This is a genomic window from Blastopirellula sediminis (assembly GCF_020966755.1).
Lineage (GTDB): Bacteria > Planctomycetota > Planctomycetia > Pirellulales > Pirellulaceae > Blastopirellula > Blastopirellula sediminis.
The window spans coordinates 868,594-885,880 of record NZ_JAJKFT010000004.1; the positions used below are offsets into that span (position 1 = coordinate 868,594).

General features: G+C 60.0%; 14 protein-coding genes. 4 read left to right on the top strand and 10 right to left on the bottom strand.

Going from position 1 to position 17,287, the window contains the following annotated elements:
- Positions 1–45 precede the first annotated feature (45 nt).
- Positions 46–2,040, bottom strand: coding sequence for an ATP-dependent helicase (locus tag LOC68_RS07260; protein ID WP_230217230.1), 1,995 nt, complete (start codon positions 2,038–2,040; stop codon positions 46–48).
- Between the two features lie 438 nt (positions 2,041–2,478).
- On the opposite strand from LOC68_RS07260, the gene LOC68_RS07265 reads away from it, so the two are divergent.
- Both LOC68_RS07265 and LOC68_RS07270 read left to right on the top strand, forming a co-directional pair.
- Entirely contained in the window at positions 2,479–3,501 is a 1,023-nt protein-coding gene (locus tag LOC68_RS07265) for a tetratricopeptide repeat protein (protein ID WP_230217232.1), read from the top strand.
- Positions 3,502–3,513: 12 nt separating this feature from the next.
- A complete protein-coding gene (locus LOC68_RS07270; RefSeq protein WP_230217234.1) occupies positions 3,514–4,503 on the top strand; it encodes an RluA family pseudouridine synthase in 990 nt (329 codons plus the stop codon).
- A gap of 106 nt (positions 4,504–4,609) precedes the next feature.
- Here LOC68_RS07270 and fbp read toward each other — a convergent pair whose 3' ends face one another.
- The 7 genes from fbp to cbiE form a co-directional block, all read right to left on the bottom strand.
- Positions 4,610–5,617, bottom strand: a complete 1,008-nt coding sequence (fbp, locus tag LOC68_RS07275; protein WP_230217236.1) for a class 1 fructose-bisphosphatase — start codon at positions 5,615–5,617, stop codon at positions 4,610–4,612.
- Positions 5,618–5,969: 352 nt separating this feature from the next.
- Positions 5,970–6,491 (bottom strand): GNAT family N-acetyltransferase, encoded by a 522-nt coding sequence (locus LOC68_RS07280; protein WP_230217238.1) that lies wholly within the window; start codon positions 6,489–6,491, stop codon positions 5,970–5,972.
- A gap of 15 nt (positions 6,492–6,506) precedes the next feature.
- The gene (locus LOC68_RS07285; RefSeq protein ID WP_230217240.1) at positions 6,507–8,150 is read right to left on the bottom strand and encodes an isochorismatase family protein; all 1,644 of its coding nucleotides are present in this window, start codon (positions 8,148–8,150) and stop codon (positions 6,507–6,509) included.
- Between the two features lie 145 nt (positions 8,151–8,295).
- Positions 8,296–8,592 (bottom strand): macro domain-containing protein, encoded by a 297-nt coding sequence (locus LOC68_RS07290; RefSeq protein ID WP_255671109.1) that lies wholly within the window; start codon positions 8,590–8,592, stop codon positions 8,296–8,298.
- Positions 8,553–8,783, bottom strand: coding sequence for a macro domain-containing protein (locus tag LOC68_RS28175; RefSeq protein ID WP_255671108.1), 231 nt, complete (start codon positions 8,781–8,783; stop codon positions 8,553–8,555). Before LOC68_RS28175 ends, LOC68_RS07290 begins: the two co-directional genes overlap by 40 nt.
- Positions 8,784–8,789: 6 nt before the next feature.
- A complete protein-coding gene (locus LOC68_RS07295) occupies positions 8,790–9,527 on the bottom strand; it encodes a PIG-L family deacetylase (RefSeq protein WP_230217242.1) in 738 nt (245 codons plus the stop codon).
- A gap of 55 nt (positions 9,528–9,582) precedes the next feature.
- Complete coding sequence (gene cbiE, locus LOC68_RS28495; protein ID WP_230217244.1) at positions 9,583–10,836, bottom strand: precorrin-6y C5,15-methyltransferase (decarboxylating) subunit CbiE; 1,254 nt, start codon at positions 10,834–10,836, stop codon at positions 9,583–9,585.
- A 157-nt stretch (positions 10,837–10,993) separates the two neighbouring features.
- Between cbiE and LOC68_RS07305 the strand changes: the two genes are divergently transcribed.
- Positions 10,994–11,971, top strand: a complete 978-nt coding sequence (locus LOC68_RS07305; protein WP_230217246.1) for a phosphoglycerate dehydrogenase — start codon at positions 10,994–10,996, stop codon at positions 11,969–11,971.
- Positions 11,972–12,302: 331 nt separating this feature from the next.
- Entirely contained in the window at positions 12,303–15,512 is a 3,210-nt protein-coding gene (locus LOC68_RS07310) for a flagellin (protein ID WP_230217248.1), read from the top strand.
- Positions 15,513–15,598: 86 nt separating this feature from the next.
- Here LOC68_RS07310 and LOC68_RS07315 read toward each other — a convergent pair whose 3' ends face one another.
- Together LOC68_RS07315 and LOC68_RS07320 are read right to left on the bottom strand one after the other, a co-directional pair.
- Positions 15,599–15,931 (bottom strand): HesB/IscA family protein, encoded by a 333-nt coding sequence (locus LOC68_RS07315; protein WP_230217250.1) that lies wholly within the window; start codon positions 15,929–15,931, stop codon positions 15,599–15,601.
- Between the two features lie 134 nt (positions 15,932–16,065).
- Entirely contained in the window at positions 16,066–17,256 is a 1,191-nt protein-coding gene (locus LOC68_RS07320; RefSeq protein WP_230217252.1) for a cysteine desulfurase family protein, read from the bottom strand.
- Positions 17,257–17,287 lie beyond the last annotated feature (31 nt).

The following is a 17,287-nucleotide window of genomic DNA, read 5'->3' on the forward strand; positions in this document are numbered from 1 at the left end:
TCCGGCGAAGACGCCGCAAGAGCATGGCACCCAAGAGTTGCTGCTTTAACCCCGCTTCGCGGCGCCTTTCGGACGATCGCGCGGCGACTTTGCCATCCGTGCCGATTTGGCGGCGTTGTCGGCCTGGCCGGTGATCTCGTAGAGGAATCGGCTGGTGTCGGTCGGCCGGGCTTTCCCCCAACGCTTGCGCGACGTGGCGAGGGAGAAGGTCAAGCGATCCTGGGCTCGCGTGATGCCGACATAGCAGAGCCGCCGTTCTTCTTCGACCGCGGCGCCCTCTTCCTTCACGCTCCGTGCGTGCGGCAGAATGCCTTCTTCCATGCCGACCATGTAAACGTTCGGGAACTCCAGCCCCTTGGCGGCATGCAGCGTCATCAGCACGACGCCGTTTTTGGCCAGCTGCTTTTCCTTCTCGTTGTCGAAGTCGCCGCCGGAGAGGGCGGAGTCGTCGAGGAAGCCGCCAAGCGTCGGCTTTTTGCGGCTTGATTCAAAGGCGCTGACGGCGTTGACCACCTGTTCGATCGCCATCTCGCGCGACTCGCGATCTTTCGGATCAGGATAGAGCCGCTCCAGTTCCTTCTGATAAGCGATGTCGCCGATCAGGGAACGGACGACGTGCGACATCGGCTCGGTTTCAAACCGCTTTTGATAGCGGCGAATCAGCGAGGCGAAGTCGATCACCGCGTTGGCGCCGCTTTCGGAGATCCCCCGGATCGAACGGACCGACGGGAAGGCTTCCCAGAGCGGTTTCCCTTCGTTGACCGCGTACTCCATCAGCTGTTTGACCGTTTGCTGGCCAATGCCGCGGGGCGGAGTGTTCAAGATTCGGAGGAGCGCAACCTCGTCGATCGGCGAATGAATCACCTTCAAATACGAGATCAAGTCGCGGACTTCTTTGCGGTCGAAGAACGACATGCCGCCGATCAAGATGTACGGGATCTTCATGCTACGGAGCTGCTGTTCAAACGCACGCGGCTGCTCGTTGGTGCGGAACAGGATCGCGAAGTCGCGCGGTTCAAACTCCGGCTGCGTCAGCTTGCGGGCGATGTCTTTGACGACTTCTTCCGCCTCTTTTTCTTCGTCTTTGAACTGCCAGATCTGGGGGCGATCGCCGCCGAAGCGTGCCGCTTCAAGATCTTTGTCGTACCGCGTCGAGTTGAACTGAATCAGGCGATTCGCCAACTCCAGGATCGCGGCGGTACAGCGATAGTTGTCTTTCAGGTAGATCACCTTCGCTTCGGGCCAATCGCGCTGGAAGCGAAGAATGTGCTGCACTTCGGCGCCGCGCCAGGAGTAAATCGATTGATCGTCGTCGCCGACCACGCATAAGTTGCGGTGCGCTTCGGCCAAACCGCGGACGATCCGGTACTGGCTGCCGTTCGTGTCCTGGTATTCGTCGATCATCAAGTGATCGAACTTCGACGCTTCCTCTTCGCGGATGTCGTCATGATTGGTGAACAGCTCTTCGGTCAGCAGCAGCAGGTCGTCGAAGTCGACCGCGCCGCAGGTCTTCAGCGTGTTCTGATAGCGCCGATAGGCCATCGCCGAGAGATGCTCTTTGTCGGTCTGAGCGTGACCGACCGCTTCCGGCGGACGAATGCCGGCCGTTTTCCAGCGGCTGATGTTGTTCAGCGCATCGCCGGGGCGGAGCGATTCGTTGGGGACGCGGATTTCGCGCAATGCGGCCCGTATGACCGATTCCTGATCGCCGCGATCGTAAATCGCAAACTTCAGCGGATAGCCCAAGCGATTAATGTTGCGGCGAAGAACCTGCACGCAGTGGGAGTGGAACGTCGAAACGACCGGCTGTTCGGACGTTTTGTTCCCCAGGATCCCGAGGGCGCGTTCGCGCATTTCGGCCGCCGCCTTGTTGGTGAAGGTCACCGCCAGGATGCGACTGGGCCGAACCCCATGGCGAATGAGGTTGGCGATCCGAAACGTGACGACGCGGGTCTTTCCGGAACCGGCGCCCGCCAACACCAACATCGGGCCAGAAAGGGTATCGACTGCGTCTTGTTGGGCCGGATTCAGTCCGCTCACGGAGTCCGTACTTCCTTGCACCGAGAGAGCCAAAGAAACATTGCAATCGCCGCCGCGCGATTTGGATCGATCGTAATTCGGGACTGGGCGGTCTTGCAACCGGGCGGAGAAAAGTTGCGTATAGCCGATTATTTTCCACTCTTTCGGAGTCGGCAACGCCAGCGTGAGAAAAGATGCCGCAAACGTACGGGAGCGTCCTCTTCCTCTCGAATACGACGTTTTCGCCCTGGTTTGAATCGCGACGACTGCGTCGTGTGTAAAAGCAGGAAGACTGCGAGTTTCAGGTGAAAGGGTTAGAGGGTGTCGCCAGCGTCACTCGGTCTTGACGCCCCTTGCGCAGCGCTTCTATATTCACGGTTTGGACTCTAAATCTATGCGTCGGTTACTGTTAAGTAGCCTTCCGCAAACAAATACCTTCTACCCCCTCTTACGCCAGTCATGAAAAGCGAACGCCGCCACGAACTGCAGAAAAACGACCTGGAGCAAGCTCTCGAAAAGGGGATGGAGCAGATGGGTCCCCAGGCCAAGATCGTCGCGGGGGTGATCATTGCGATCGTCGTCGCCACGATTACGGTTACCTGGTTGCAGTACCAGAACAAAGTCGCTCGAGCTAGCGGTTGGGGCGAACTGTTCACCGCGTCGGCGCTGATGGGTCAGCAAGACGCCAAGATGACTCCGGCATTGGAAGCGGTCAGCAGCGCCTATCAAGGTCGTCCGTCGGGCGCTTGGGCCGAGCTGTTCCTCGGTTACGATTTGTATCGCCAAGGTTTGGAAAAGTACTTCTCGCAGCCGGACGACGCGAAGCTCGATCTCGAACGTTCGATCAAAGCGTTCGACAACGCTCAGAAAGCGGCGGACGTACCGGAACTGAAGCAACGCGCCATGTGGGGCATCGGTCAGTCGAGCGAAGTGCTGGCGACCAAAGAAAGCATCCAAACGGCGATCACGACCTACGAAAAGCTGTCGACGCAATTCCCGGAATCGCCGTTCGGCAAATGGGCCGGCGAACGTTTGACGCTACTGAAGAGCAAAGACACCGAAGAGTTCTACACTTGGTATCACGATCAGGATTTCGCTCCGAAGGCTTCGCCGACCAGCGGCATCCTGAATCAAGATCTGCCGAGCGATCCGAACCTCACCTTGCCGTCGCGAGACGCGCTGACCCGTCCTGGCGATGGCGCCGGCATGCTGAACACGCCGATTAACCTGATGCCGGACAACGCGGGATTGCCGCAGCCGGGCGAAGGGGATCTGATGCCGAAGCCGGAATCGCCGGCCGCTGAAACCCCGGCCGATTCGGCGGCGCCGTCCGCTCCTCCGACCGCGGAAGAAAAGTCGGCGGAGGCGAAGCCTGCCGAAGAAAAGCCGGCCGCGGAAGCGCCGAAGTCGGAAGCGGCCGCCGAAACTCCGGCCCCGGCGGAAGAAAAGCCGGCGACCGAAGAAAAGCCGGCCGCCGAGTAATCGCAGAGCCGAATGCCCGATTCTGATTCACCGCTGCACGAGATCGTCATCACCGCTGAACAAGCGGGAGGGCGCGTCGACCATTATCTGGCGTCGCAGTTCGAAGGCGCCGGCGTTAGCCGCGGACAAATCCGCAAGGCGATGGACGCCGGTCGCGTGACGATCGACGGAATCGCCTGCAAGCCGGCTCACAAGTTGAGCGTCGGCGAGCGTCTGGTCTATCCGACGATCGAACCTCGGAGCGACGAGCAGGTTGGCAGCAAGGTCGCTCTCGACATTCTTTTTCAGGATGACCGAATCGCGGTCATCAACAAGCCCGCCGGTATGATCACCCATCCGGCGAAAGGGCAGTGGAAGGGAACGCTGACCGAAGCGCTGCGGGGAAACTTCGCGCAGCTCAGTTCTTCCGGCGGTCCGACGCGGCCCGGCATCGTCCATCGTCTCGACCGTGATACGAGCGGCGTGATTTTGATCGCCAAAGATGACGAGGCGCACGAGTTCCTGAAAAAGCAGTTCCAGGATCGTTCGACCGAGAAAGAATACTTTGCCATCGTGATCGGCGTTCCGGACCGCGACCGGGACATGATCAACGAACCGATCGGTCCTCATCCCAGGATCCGCGAGCGCATGGCGATTCGCCGCGGCGACGACGAGGGAAAAGAAGCGCAGACCTTCTACGAAGTGCTCGAACGCTACAACGGCTTCGCCGCCATCAAGGCGCTGCCGAAAACAGGCCGCACGCATCAAATCCGCGTTCACCTGGCTCATGCCGGACACGCCGTCCTATGCGATCCGCTTTACGGCGGCCGCCGCGTGTTGACGCTGGGAGAGCTGAAGCACAACGACGACCCGACGGTGCTACTGGGACGCACGGCGCTGCATGCACGCCGGTTGGCGATCGCGCATCCGGATGACGGCCAAGTCCGCGAGTTCATCGCGCCATTGCCGCAGGATATTCTGCAGACGCAGGCGAAGTTGCAAGAGCTTCGGCCGGCTCGCTAAGACTGAGCGATCCGAATAAAACGGGTGCCACGGCTCTGTGAGCCGTGTCTTCTAAGGCGATTCCCGAAGAGCACGGCTCACAGAGCCGTGGCACCCCGATTCCTGCTTACGCCAAAGACGCAATCTCCCCGCTGGCGACCATCTTCTCGAACAACTCCATCTCCACCTGGCTGCCGACCACCATCGGGGTGCGTTGGTGGATGCTGGTTGGTTGCATGTCGAGCAGACGGTTTGCGCCGTCCGACGCTTTGCCGCCTGCTTGTTCGCAGAGGAACGCGATGGGGAACGCTTCGTAGAGGACGCGGAGTTTGCCTTCTGGATTGTCCGACGTCGGCGGGTAGAGGAAGATCCCCCCCTTCAAAATCGTCCGGTGGAAGTCGGAGACCATCGAGCCGATATATCGCGAGCTGTAGGGATGTCCCAACTGGCCGTCGCGGAGCATCTGCAAGTAATCGGAATAGCCCGGCGGGAACGACGGCGCGTACGCTTCGTTGACCGAATAATACTTTCCCTGCTTCGGCATCTTGATGTTCGGATGGCTTAAAACGAAGGCGCCAATCGACGGATCAAGCGTGAAGCCGTGGGCGCCGAGACCGACGCTGTAGACCAGCATCGTCGAAGATCCATAGACGACGTAGCCCGCCGCGACTTGCTTCGTACCGGGCTGCAGCAGCCATTTTTCGGGCTCGTCGCAACTGGCGCCTTCCGGACGACGCATGATCGAGAAGGTGGTGCCGACGCTGACGTTGACGTCGATGTTCGAAGACCCGTCGAGGGGATCGAACACCACCGCGTACTTGGCGTCGTCGGTGGCATGGCCGACGATTTTCGGATGCTCATTTTCTTCCGAGGCGAGCACCCCGACGCTGGCGCGCGTGCTGAGACAGTGGAGCAGCACTTCATTCGCGTAAACGTCGAGCTTCTGCTGCACTTCTCCTTGGACGTTGACGTCGCCGGCGGCGCCAACGATGTCGGTTAGACCGGCCGAACGGACCTTGGCGCCAATCATCTTGGTCGCCAGCGTGATGGCCGAAAGGAGCCAGGAGAATTCGCCGGAGGCGTGAGGGAAACGACGTTGCTCTTGAAGGATGTGCTGCTGCACCGTTGTGATCATCGAACTTCCTTGAACATGCGCGAGTGCCCAATTTTTGGGCGAAAATGAGCCAATTTGGCTTATTTCAACATAACGCAATCAGGATGCCAAACCTAGCTTTGTGGCGGAAAACTTCACGTTTTGCTTGGCGTCAGGGAAGAGAATGGAACACGGAGGACACGGCAGGAGACACGGACAAGCACGGTAAGAGATGAGCTTGGGGGAACGCAATGAAACGTCGAGTGCCAAAAACGACAACTACAATTTGCGATAGAGCAACGACTATACGTCGAGCTCCTTCCTTACCGTGTTCGTCCGTGATTTATTCGTGGCCTCCGCGTTCTATTTCTTCTCTCATTCCGTCGGGTTGGCGCTATCCGTCGCAAGGCGAGTCCGGCGTCGGCAGCATTAGTTGATAGAAGCCGGCGTCGAGCCAGCGGCCGAATTTGAAGCCTGCTTCGCGCATGACGCCGCTGAGGACGAAGCCATGTTTCTGATGCAGCGCGACGCTGGCCAGGTTCGCTTGATCGATTACGCCGATCAGCGAGTGGAGATCTCGGGCAATCGCCTGGGCGATGATTTCCTGTAGCAGGATTCCTCCCAGTCCGCGGCCGCGAAAGTTCTTGGCGATGTAGATCGAATGCTCGGCGGTGTACTTGTAGCCGGGCTGCGGACGAAACGGCCCCATCGTCGTGAAGCCCATCAGCGTCCCATCCTCCTCTTCGGCGCCGATCACCGGCCATGCGCCGGCCGCTTTCGTGGCGAACCACGTTTCGATCGTCTCGGTGGAACGAGGGACATACTCGTACAGCGCCGAGGAATGGGCGATCTCATGATTGAAGATCGCCTGAATCGCGGCGCCATGTTTCTCGAAAGAGCAGGGGACGAGTCGCATACGGAGCGATGCCTACTAACCTTTCCGCTGCGGCGGAGCCGGCTTGGTCAGATCGAAGTGATTCGGCACTTCCAGGCCCGCCGCCCAGTAGATGCTGTTGAGCAGGAGGCGCTGAAACGACTTGTTCTGGAAATCCTCTTTGTGGCCGAGCGACGTATAGAACGACCAGCCGCTATCCGCGCGGCGGAAGGTCCACGCGACCGGCTCGGCCGGCTTTCCTTCGACCGTTCCGGTCAGCAGCATCGTCGTACCGGCCGCCAGCGGCGCGGTTTGATAGAGAGAACCAACTTGCGGGAACGGCTCGCGCGAAACGCCGCGCAAGATCGGATGCTTGGCGTTGGCTTCCACCGTTTCGATCATCGACTTCATGCCGTTGGGGTAATGGTTGGTGTAGTTGCCTCCCCAAACTTCGGCGTCGAACTCTTCCCACGTCTCGGTCCCTTCCGGCGGCTCTTTGCCGCGCAGACCAAACGCGTGGCTCGCCGTCCGAATGCCGACCATCGGCTTGCCGGCGGCGACATACTTGCGGAGCGCTTCCAATTGTTCCGGCGGAAGTGCGCGACGACGGACGCTGATCAGCAGCACGTCGGCGGTGGCGAGCGCCTTTTCAAGTCCCGGGATGCTGTTGCGATCGGTCTCGCTTCCGTAGACGTAGGAGACGCGGAAGTCGCGTCCCAGAAAGTCGCCGCCAAACTGCGGCAAGGTTTGCGCCGTTTCGTATTCGTCTTCGGCCATTACCATGACGACGTGCGGACGCTTGTCGTCCGCGAAGGCGAATTCTTCGCCGCCGACAATCTGATCGCTGGTGACCGTCGGGCAGACGAACTTCTCGATGTGAGAGACGATCAGGTCGGTGCCGGTGAAGTGATTGACGAAGGGCCACGCGCCGGGGTTGTACATCGTGTCGGTCAAGTCGCGCATCAAGACGACGTTCTTGCCGTTCCTCGACAACTGACGCAGGCCAAACGGACGACCGAGGACGCACATGTTGGTGTGGACGCCGGTGAGGATGACGTTGTCGATATTCTTCTGGGCGAGGATGCTCCAGACTTCGTCCCCTTTGTCGCTGATGTAATCACGCTCGGGATCGATCGTCAGCATATCGGTCTGCTTCGACCAGGGAATCTTGGAGTTGAGCCCTTGCGCCGTTAGTTCAGCCGCCCAGGCGGCATGCTGTTTCGGATCGTCGTCGCTGCCGCCGTCCGATTGATCGACCGGGTAAATTCCGTCTTCTTCGGAGGGGATCTGATAACACCAGGTGTTGATGTCAGTCGGAATGTCGGCCGCTTTCGGCGTTTGTTCAGCCCGTTTGCGGGATGGGTGGTCAGCGTACTTTTCCATACAACCGCTGGGCGCGTGGATGATGATCACCCCTGCGTCCCGCGCCTGCTTCAGCACGGCGTTTAGCCGCGGAGCGAACTGCTGCTCACGCAGCACCGCGTTGCGGCAGTGGTGCAGATCCCACATGTCGCAGACGATGATCGCCGTCTTTTCCGGCTTCCAAGCTTCGTCCCGCGTCAGCTGATGAAAGTGTCCGCTATCGGGCGCCGTTTCCTGTTGAAAACGGAGTTTCATCTGCAGGTCGCCGGCCGCCAGCGGAGCGATCAACAGCGCCAGCGCACAGAACGAACCGAGCAAGCGTCGGATTGGCAAGATCATTCGTGATATCCAATGAGGGAGAGGGATTGGCGGGACGAGTTTTAATGTAGCCGAAGAAGGGCTGGAGGGGAAATTTTTCGTGGAAGCGGCGGCTGAAGTCGATGCCGCGGTTGATGGCCAGATTCTCTCGACTTGCGCCCCAGGACTAATTGGGAGCGTCGAAATCACTCGGCTGCCTGCCTGCAACGAAGTGCTCGCAGACGATCAGGCGAATCGGCGACCCATCCGCCGCATCCCGAAGCAGTTGCTTCACCTTGTCGGCCGGAAGTCCTCCCAAGCCCGCTCCAATCAGCGGCAGGGCTATTCTCGTTGAGCCCAACTCTTCTGCGGCGATCAGCAAGTTTTCAACGGCGGCTTGGACCGCGGCCAGGGTCGCTTTCGTACGCCAAGTGCGTTGCGTTCCTAGTTGTAGATGACTCGCGGCGACGCGGGATCTTTCCAAGGAAAGACGTCTCCCAAGCCGAACGTTTCGTCCTGACAGCGTTTTTTGTAGATCGCGTACATCGCGGGCCAGCGTCGTTTGAACTCGACGGCGATTCCCTTCCCCATGGCGCCGGCGCAGTTGCAGCCATGGGACAATGCGACATCGGTTGGCGTTTCGAAGATATCTCCCGAGCAAAAGATCACCGACATGATCGACTACTCCGGAAACATAAACTTCATCATGTCGGTCGTGCCGATCGCTCGCGTGGTGTGGAAGAGTTCGCCGCATTGGAAGCCGGCGAGCGAGCCGATGTGATACGACGCGCCTCGAACGCGATCGAAGACGTAGTCTTTTTCCGGCGGGAACTGCGTCTCGTAGCAGCGGACGCTGCGGATCTTCGTTTCGAGCGTGTCGCTGATGTCGACGACGAACGAGCCGGGCGCTTCGGGGTGTTCCATCGGCTCAAAGACGAGCCGAAAGTACAAGTGCTTGCTGATCGTATGGACCGGCAAGCCGTCGAAGTATTCGTCCCACTTGGTCAGACGGGAATAAAAAATCGCCGCGTCGGTGATCAGCATCGCTTGCCAATGGTCCGGCGAAGCGAGCGGCGTCTTGCCGCCAAAGCCGATTACCAGCTTGGGGCGATACTTGCGAAACTCTTTCGCCAGCGCGACCCGCGATTCAAAGTTGTCGAAGAGCCGGCGATTCGGCAGGTCGAGCGTCACGCGGGTATGAACGCCGAGCGTCTCCGCCGCCGCTTTCGCTTCGGCTATGCGCACTTCCGGGCCCGGCGAACGAGGCGTCGGTTCGCCGTCGGTCAGGTCAATGATCCCGACCTTGTACCCTTGGTGGGATAACTTCGCGAGAGTTCCGCCGCAGGCGATTTCGACGTCGTCCGGGTGAGCGCCGACGGCGATCACGTCCAATTGGGGATAGTCGTCTAATTTGCTCACGCGGCTGCGGCTCCCGGCTTTCAATCTGGTGGCGCGAAGGTCAGTCGAATCGCTGTTACGACTTGACCGGTTTGACGGCGGTGATCAGGAAGGTCGGATTGAGCGACTCAAAACGATGCCGTTCCAGTTGGTAGGTGCTGTGGGCGATGTTGATCATCGTCGCCCGAGCTTCGCCCGCCAAACGCTGCAGCAGGTCGTGAACTTCGTGCAGGTTTTCGATACTGCCGATGTTGATCACGATGCGACCGCCCGGTTTCAGACGAGCGAAGGCCGCTTCGGCGATGCCGTGCACCTGGCGACCGGCGCCGCCGATGAAGACGCTGTCCGGATCGGGCAGATCTTCCCACGCTTCGGGCGCTTTCCCCAAAATCGGCGTCAGGTTGGTCACGCCAAACGACTCGGCGTTGATCTTGATCACGCCGTGGTCTTCCGGATCCATTTCGATCGCGTAGACGGCGCCTTCCGCGGCGATCATCGCCGCTTCGATCGAAACCGAACCGCTACCGGCGCCAACGTCCCAAACGATGCTGTTCGGGCCGAGGTCCATTTGCGAGAGGGCGATCGAGCGGGTTTCGGCCGAAGTGAGCAGACCGCGCTTCGGCTTCGATTGCAGGAAGACTTCGTCCGGGTTGCCGAACAGACGCTTGCCGACCAGCGCGATCGGTCGATCGGGAACGCCTGGCTTGCGAACGAGGATCATGACGTTGAGGGGACCGAATTGTTGTTCGGCGATTTCGGCCAGTTCTCCCTGCGTAACGCGCTCGTTCGGCGAGCCAAGGTGCTCGCAGACGTAGGCGGAGAAATAGTCGAGCTTCTGGGCGAGCAGCGCCTTGGCGATCACCGCCGGCGTCAGTTCGTCGGTGGTGAACAGGCCAACCTTTTCGGCCAACCGGGCGTTTTGCACGACGCGTTCCAGCGACTGCGTCGCCAGGTTGGCGAGATAGGCTTCGTCCCAGCTTTCTTTCACGCGGGCGAAGGCCAACTGCATGCTGCTGACGTGCGGCAGCACTTCAAAGCGATCTTTGCCGATCACATCGCACAGGTAACGCGCGACGCCGTAGAAGAGAGGATCGCCGCTGGTCAAAATGACGATCTGCTTGCCGGTGGCCGCTTTGACTCGTTCGACGAGCGCGTTCAAGTCGGCGCCGACCGGAAGCTTTTCGGCTTTGACCGAGTCGACGTAGGCCAGCACCTGAGGGCTGCCGATGATCAGGTCGGCCGCGCCGATGCGCTGCGTCGCCTGAGCGGTGAGTCCGTCAAAACCATCGTCGCCGATGCCGATAATCTGAATCTTGGCCGCTGAATTCACGCCGCCCTCGCGTCGATTGTGGTTGCTGGAGAATCCACCTATTTTAAGAGATCCGGTCGGTTCCGGAAAGCTGGCGCAGCGGATTGATCGGGGGATCGTTTGGCGTTAGAACGTGGGTTTTGCGGATTTTTTCTCCTTACCGCTGAGCCCGCCCCGCATGCCCACCGTCGCCGTCACGCTGCCCCATTTCCAGGTGACTTCCTGGCCTTACTACGACGTTTTGACCAACGCCGGCTTTCAGGTCGACTTTCCCGACTTGTCCCGTTCGATCTGGGACAATGATCGACTGGTGGAGGTGCTGGCCAACGCCGACGCGGTGATTTGCGGAACCGAGCCTTACACGCCGAGCGTATTGAACCGGATCAAAGCGCGGGTTCTATCACGAACCGGGGTTGGTTATGACTCGGTCGACGTGCCGGCCGCGACCGAGCGGAACATCGCCGTTTGTCGTACTCCCGGCGCCGTCCATGAATCGGTCGTCGAGCATGCGATCGGGATGATCTTCGCCATGTATCGCGACGTAGTGAAGCGGAACGAAATGGTCCGGTCCGGAAAGTGGGAGCGAAAGTTCGGCCCACGGATCACCGGCAAGACGCTGGGGATCATCGGTTACGGCGTCATCGGCAAAGAGATCGCGGCGAAGGCGCAGCTGCTGGGGATGACGGCCATCGCTTACGATCCCTTTGCGGCAAGCGGCGGACCGGCTGGAGTCGAACTTGTTCCACTCGAAGAGATCTGGCGCCGCAGCGATGTGGTGAGTCTGCATGCTCCTTGCACGCCGGAGACGGCGCAGATCATCAACGCCGATTCGTTGGCGAAGATGAAAGATGACGCGCTGTTGATCAACACGGCCCGCGGCGGTTTGATCAACGAAGCCGATCTCGCATCGGCGATGAAGGCAGGTAAGTTGCGGGGCGCCGCACTGGACGTCTTGGAACAAGAGCCGGCCGGCCAAGATCACCCCCTCTTTGAAGTCGAAAACATCTACTTCTCTCCGCATATGGGCGGACTCGACGAAGAGTCGATGCTCGCCATGTCGAACATGGCCGCACAAAACATCATCGACTTGCACGCAGGCCGCTGGCCGGCGGAGTGCATCGTCAACGGCAATGACTTGAATGGTTGGAAGTGGTAGCCGGCTTGGGCGACCAGAGACCATTCGTCCGTTCGCACGCTTTCCGGCTCCGGTCATGGCGGAGATTGCGCTCCGCCGTATTCCGCGCAGATCTGCCTGGAAGTGGGGCGGTTTTCCTGGGGGTCGTCACGTTTTTTTGGGAAAAAGGTCAAATCCCCGATAGCAGGGGAATAAATGCCTAATCCCTTTCCTTCGATATTGTCGAAAGATTCTTCCGTACCGGATTAATCGGTACAGCATGAATTAACGGCGTTATCGCACCATTCCCCCACGCACTTGCGATGACTGACTTGGTTTTTCGACAGCCTGCCAGAGGGGGAATTGCTAGGCCATGACTCGCATTAATACGAACGTAAGTTCGCTTGTCGCACAGAAGAACTTGGGTCGCTCCAACGCCGACCTCAACGTCACTCTTACCCGTCTGAGCACCGGTCTCCGCATCAACAGCGGTAAAGACGATCCGGCCGGTTTGATCGCCAGCGAATCGCTCCGTAGCGATATCACCAGCGTGGAGAAAGCGATCACCAACAGCGAGCGGGCGAACCAGCTGATCGCAACGGCCGATAGCGCTCTCGGGCAGGTGAGCTCGCTGCTCAACGACATTCGCGGCCTGATCTCGGAAGCGGCCAATACCGGCGCTCTCAGCGATGATCAGATCGCGGCGAACCAATTGCAGATCGACTCGTCGCTGGAAGCGATCGACCGGATCGCGCAGGTCACTTCGTTCCAAGGGAAACGCCTCTTGGACGGTAACCTCGACTTCATCACGCAGAACGTGAACAGTTCGGGCATCGAAGGGCTCCGCATCGATCAAGCGAACTTCGGAACATTGAGTGAGATCGGCGTCTCGGTCAATGTCGTCAAACAAGCGACTCGCGCAACCCTCAACTATGGCTTCGGCGCGGTAGCCGACGACCTGGTCTTGGAAATTGGCGGCGCCAACGGCACCGAAGCGTTCAACTTCGCCAAAGGTTCGACGATTGAAGAAATCGCGTCCGCGGTGAACCTGGTCTCGGACGCCACCGGCGTCGAAGCGGTCGTCCAATCCGCCGCCACGAAGGGGACGCTGACCGTCAGCAGCTTTGGCGCCAACAACGACATCACGTTGACCGCGAATGAAGCCGGCTTTGATGCAGGCGACGTTCGCATCAAATACGCCACGGGGACGACCACCACGACTTCGGCGACCTATACCGCTCCGAGCGGCGACGACCCGGCGAAGTTGGAAGTGACCCTTGGCGTTTCCGCCTACGTTGCAGCCTCCGTCACGGTCGACACCGCGGGCAACGACAACGCGTTCTCGATCACCGCAAATCAGCTAGGCGCCGACGTCAACGGCGTTCAGGTTATTTTGGATAACACCGGCGCCAAAGGCGCCGAAACGGTCGATTACGACGCCGACGCCGGCACGCTGACGATCCACAAGGCGGCCACTTCGACCGGCGCGGAAATTGTCGCCGCCATCAATAACGCCGCCATCAACACCCAGGTCGCTTCGCTGTTCACGGCCGCATTGGTGGAACAGTCTGGACCTGGCGCCGGCGCCGGCCCTGTGGCCGCCACGGGCGCCGCGGGAACCTTCGCGGGCGGTGTGGACGGAGGCGACATCATCGCCACCGCGAACGACGTCATCGCTGCGATCAATGCCGCTACCGGCAACGACAAAGTGACCGCTTCGATCGCCGCCGACAACGACGGCTATAGCACGGTCACGGAGTTCTCGAACTACGCTTACAACGGCGTCGCCGAAGAGAACAACTATTTGCAGTTCCTGGCGCCCGATGACGCTCCGAATATCCGCTTCGTTTCCAGCGCCGGCAGTTCGCTTGGTATCGACACCGGTACCGATCCGCGCGTCGAAGGTCGGTCGCAAGCGACGATTCAGAACGATGACGCCAACGGCACCTTCACGATCCTGGCGACGCAGAAGGGAACCGAGTACGACGGTTACTCGATCAGCTTCGTGGATGACGCCAATCTAACGGGCGGCGGCGACGAATTCGTCGTGCTCGACAAAGAAAACAAGACGATCGTCATTCATGCCGTCGATGGCGTTTCGACTGCGCAGAACGTCGTTGATGCGGTCAACAACGACAACTACGTCAGCGACTATTTTGAAGCCGACAACTTTGGCTCCAGCGACGGTTCGGACGTGTTGGACTATTCCGAACTGACGATTCCTGCCGAGACGACCGGCGGTCTGGTCAGCAAAGGGACGTTGATCATCAACCTGGAAACGGACGAAGACGGCAATATCAAGACGACCGCCAACGACTTGATCGCCTTCTTTGACGATCCCAGCCTGTTTATCGAGGACGCCGGCGCTGCGGCCTCGGCGCTTTCGTACCTGCAGGCTCGCGGCATCAGCGTGACCAATGTCGGCGGCAGCGACGGCAGCGGCGTGCTGGCTCCCACCGAAACGGATATCTCATTCGCGACCAGCGGCGCCGATTTGGAAGACGCACAGGCTGCCGGCACTACCTTTGCCGTTAACGGCGCAACCGCTCAGTTGAGCTTTACGGCGGTCAACTCCGGCGCTGAGTTTGACGGCGTCAAAGTTCAATTCGTCAACGACGCGACGGTTACTGGCGGCGTTGACGAGCGTGGAGAATATGACGCCGCGTCAAAGACGCTTACCTTCTACATCGATGCTGGGGCCACCACGGCGGACGATATCAAAGCGGCGCTCGACGGCGATGCGGACCTGAGCCTGCTGTTTAGCGTCGTTTCCGGCGGTACTGGGCTGATCACTTCCGACGATTCCGCGACGCTGACCGGAGGCGTGATCGACAACGGTTCGGTCGACGGCGCGGCGCTGCTCGACAACTCGGACGAGCAGGACCTGGGGCTGACGTTCCGCGCTACGAAGTTTGGTTCGGATTCATTCGTCAGCGTGAAGGCCCTGAGCGGCGTCGTTAGTCTGACCGACCAGAATGGAACGACTGGGGTCGATCGTGCGACTGGCACCGACGTGGACGTCCGCATCAACGGCATTCAAGCGATCGGCGACGGCTTGAAAGCCTCGATCAATACCTCGGCGCTCGACCTCAGTTTTTCGGTCGATGAGAACGTGGAAGATGGCGATACGTTCGACTTCCAGATTGTCGGCGGCGGCGCCTTGTTCCAACTGGGGCCGGACGTCGTCAGCAACCAGCAGGCTCGCCTTGGCATTCAAAGCGTCAGCACCGCCACCTTGGGCGGCGTCAGCGGCCGCTTGTTCGAGCTTCGCTCGGGCGGTAACAAGAGCCTGACTGCCGACGTCGGCGGCGCGGCGAAGGTGGTCGACGAAGTGATCAATGTTGTGACGTCGCTTCGCGGTCGATTGGGCGCCTTCCAGAAGACGACCCTCGACTCGAACATCTACTCGCTCAACGATACGCTGGCCAATCTGACCGAAGCGGAAAGCTCGATCCGCGACGCCGACTTCGCCGTCGAATCGGCCAGACTGACGCGAGCCCAGATTCTGGTCCAGTCGGGCACCTCGGTGTTGGGTATCGCCAACCAGAATCCGCAAAACGTCCTCAGCCTGCTGCAGCAATAGTTTGCAGCTTCGTAGTCGATGACAAAACGAAAAAAGCCGCGACATTGCGTCGCGGCTTTTTTTTGATTCGGATTGTCGCCAGACGACTACGCCTGGAACGAGCTGCCGCAACCGCAGGTCTTCACAGCGTTCGGGTTGTTGAACGTGAAGCCGTGGCGATCCAGACCCTTGTAGAAGTCGACCGTGGTGCCGTCCAAATAGAGGAGGCTCTTCTTGTCGACGACGACCGGCAGGCCGTGGAATTCGTACTTGCTGTCTTTTTCTTCGTCGAAATCTTGCGACAGCGTGATGCTATACGAAAACCCGCTGCAACCGCCGCCGGTGATGCCCAAGCGCAGCATGGTATCCGGGTCATGCTTGCCATCGGTGATGATACGACGAACTTCTTCTGCCGCAGTTTCGGTAACTACAACTGCCATCGCTATTTCGCTCCTCAAACTGTTTTGGGGAAAAGACTTTTCACATATTGTGATGTCTAAATTATACGAACCAGGGTCAAAAGGAAAGTCCGGCGACCGGCTTTCCCGCTACCCAAGGCTCGTTTTACGGCAAATCAGGTCGGTTTTACCAGCTTCCGCAGCCGGCTGACCGCCGCCGCGACGTGCGTCACGGCAAATTCAATATGCTCCGCGGTAGTGAATCGGCCAAGTCCAAATCGGAGGCTGCTCCGGGTGGCATCCTCGGACAGACCGATCGCCTGTAGCACATGGCTTGGTTCCGGATTGGCCGAAGTACAGGCGCTGCCCGAAGATACGGCGATCTCGCGGACGTTCATCATCAGCGCCTCGCCGTCGACGCCGGCGAAAGAAACGTTCAAATTGCCGGCAAGTCGCAGCTGCGGCGTGCACTCGGGCCCGTTCAGCGTCACCCCGTCGATCGCCGACTGGAGCCCCGCGAGCAACTGATCGCGCAGCTGCGCCTGACGCGGCATTTCGGTCGCCATCTCGTCGAGACAGAGCCGCAGCGCCGCCGCCAGGCCGATGATGCCGGGGACATTTAGGGTTCCGCTGCGGACCCCTTTTTCCTGCCCGCCCCCGTCGATTTGCGGTTCGAGCCGAATCCGCTTACCACGCTTGCGAACGTAGAGGGCGCCGCATCCTTTGGGGCCGTAGATCTTGTGCGCGGTAAAGCTCGCCAGGTCGACTCCCAGAGCATGAAAATCGAGCGGCGTTTTGCCGACCGCCTGCGTCGCGTCGCAATGAAACGGTACGCCGCGCTCCTGACAGATCCGGCCGATCTCGGCGATCGGATGGAGGACGCCGATCTCGTTGTTCGCCGCCATGATGCTGACCAGCGCGGTGTCGTCACGCAGCGCGTCGGCGACTTGCTGTGGATCGATCTGCCCGGCGTTGGCGGCGCCTTGTTGCTGCGGCGAAAGGAGCGTCACTTCAAAGCCGCTCCGGCCAAGTTTGGCGAGCGGATCGAGGACCGCCTTGTGTTCGGTGGTGACGCTGATCACATGATCGCCGCGACGACGACGCTGCCCGAGGATGCCGCGGATCGCCAGGTTGTTGCTCTCGGTCGCGCCGCTGGTGAAGACGATTTCGCTGGCTTCGGCGCCAAGTCCGGCTGCAATCGACTCGCGAGCTTTCTCGACCGCTTCGCGAGCCGCTTCGCCGAACAGATGCCCAACGCTTCCCGGGTTGCCGTACTCTTCCAGAAAGTAGGGGGTCATCGCCGCCAAGACGCGCTCGTCGACGCGCGTCGTGGCGTGGTTATCGAGATAGATCGGTCGAGCGGTCAAAGGATGATTCGCACAGGAAGCGGAAAGGGAT

Bases quoted from the DNA above. Each gene is read 5' to 3' on its own strand.
- LOC68_RS07265 (WP_230217232.1), top strand. From the start codon at position 2,479: ATGAAAAGCGAACGCCGCCACGAACTGCAGAAAAACGACCTGGAGCAA.
- LOC68_RS07270 (WP_230217234.1), top strand. From the start codon at position 3,514: ATGCCCGATTCTGATTCACCGCTGCACGAGATCGTCATCACCGCTGAA.
- fbp (WP_230217236.1), bottom strand. From the start codon at position 5,617: ATGATCACAACGGTGCAGCAGCACATCCTTCAAGAGCAACGTCGTTTC.
- LOC68_RS07280 (WP_230217238.1), bottom strand. From the start codon at position 6,491: ATGCGACTCGTCCCCTGCTCTTTCGAGAAACATGGCGCCGCGATTCAG.
- LOC68_RS07285 (WP_230217240.1), bottom strand. From the start codon at position 8,150: ATGATCTTGCCAATCCGACGCTTGCTCGGTTCGTTCTGTGCGCTGGCG.
- LOC68_RS28175 (WP_255671108.1), bottom strand. From the start codon at position 8,783: ATGTCGGTGATCTTTTGCTCGGGAGATATCTTCGAAACGCCAACCGAT.
- LOC68_RS07305 (WP_230217246.1), top strand. From the start codon at position 10,994: ATGCCCACCGTCGCCGTCACGCTGCCCCATTTCCAGGTGACTTCCTGG.
- LOC68_RS07310 (WP_230217248.1), top strand. From the start codon at position 12,303: ATGACTCGCATTAATACGAACGTAAGTTCGCTTGTCGCACAGAAGAAC.
- LOC68_RS07315 (WP_230217250.1), bottom strand. From the start codon at position 15,931: ATGGCAGTTGTAGTTACCGAAACTGCGGCAGAAGAAGTTCGTCGTATC.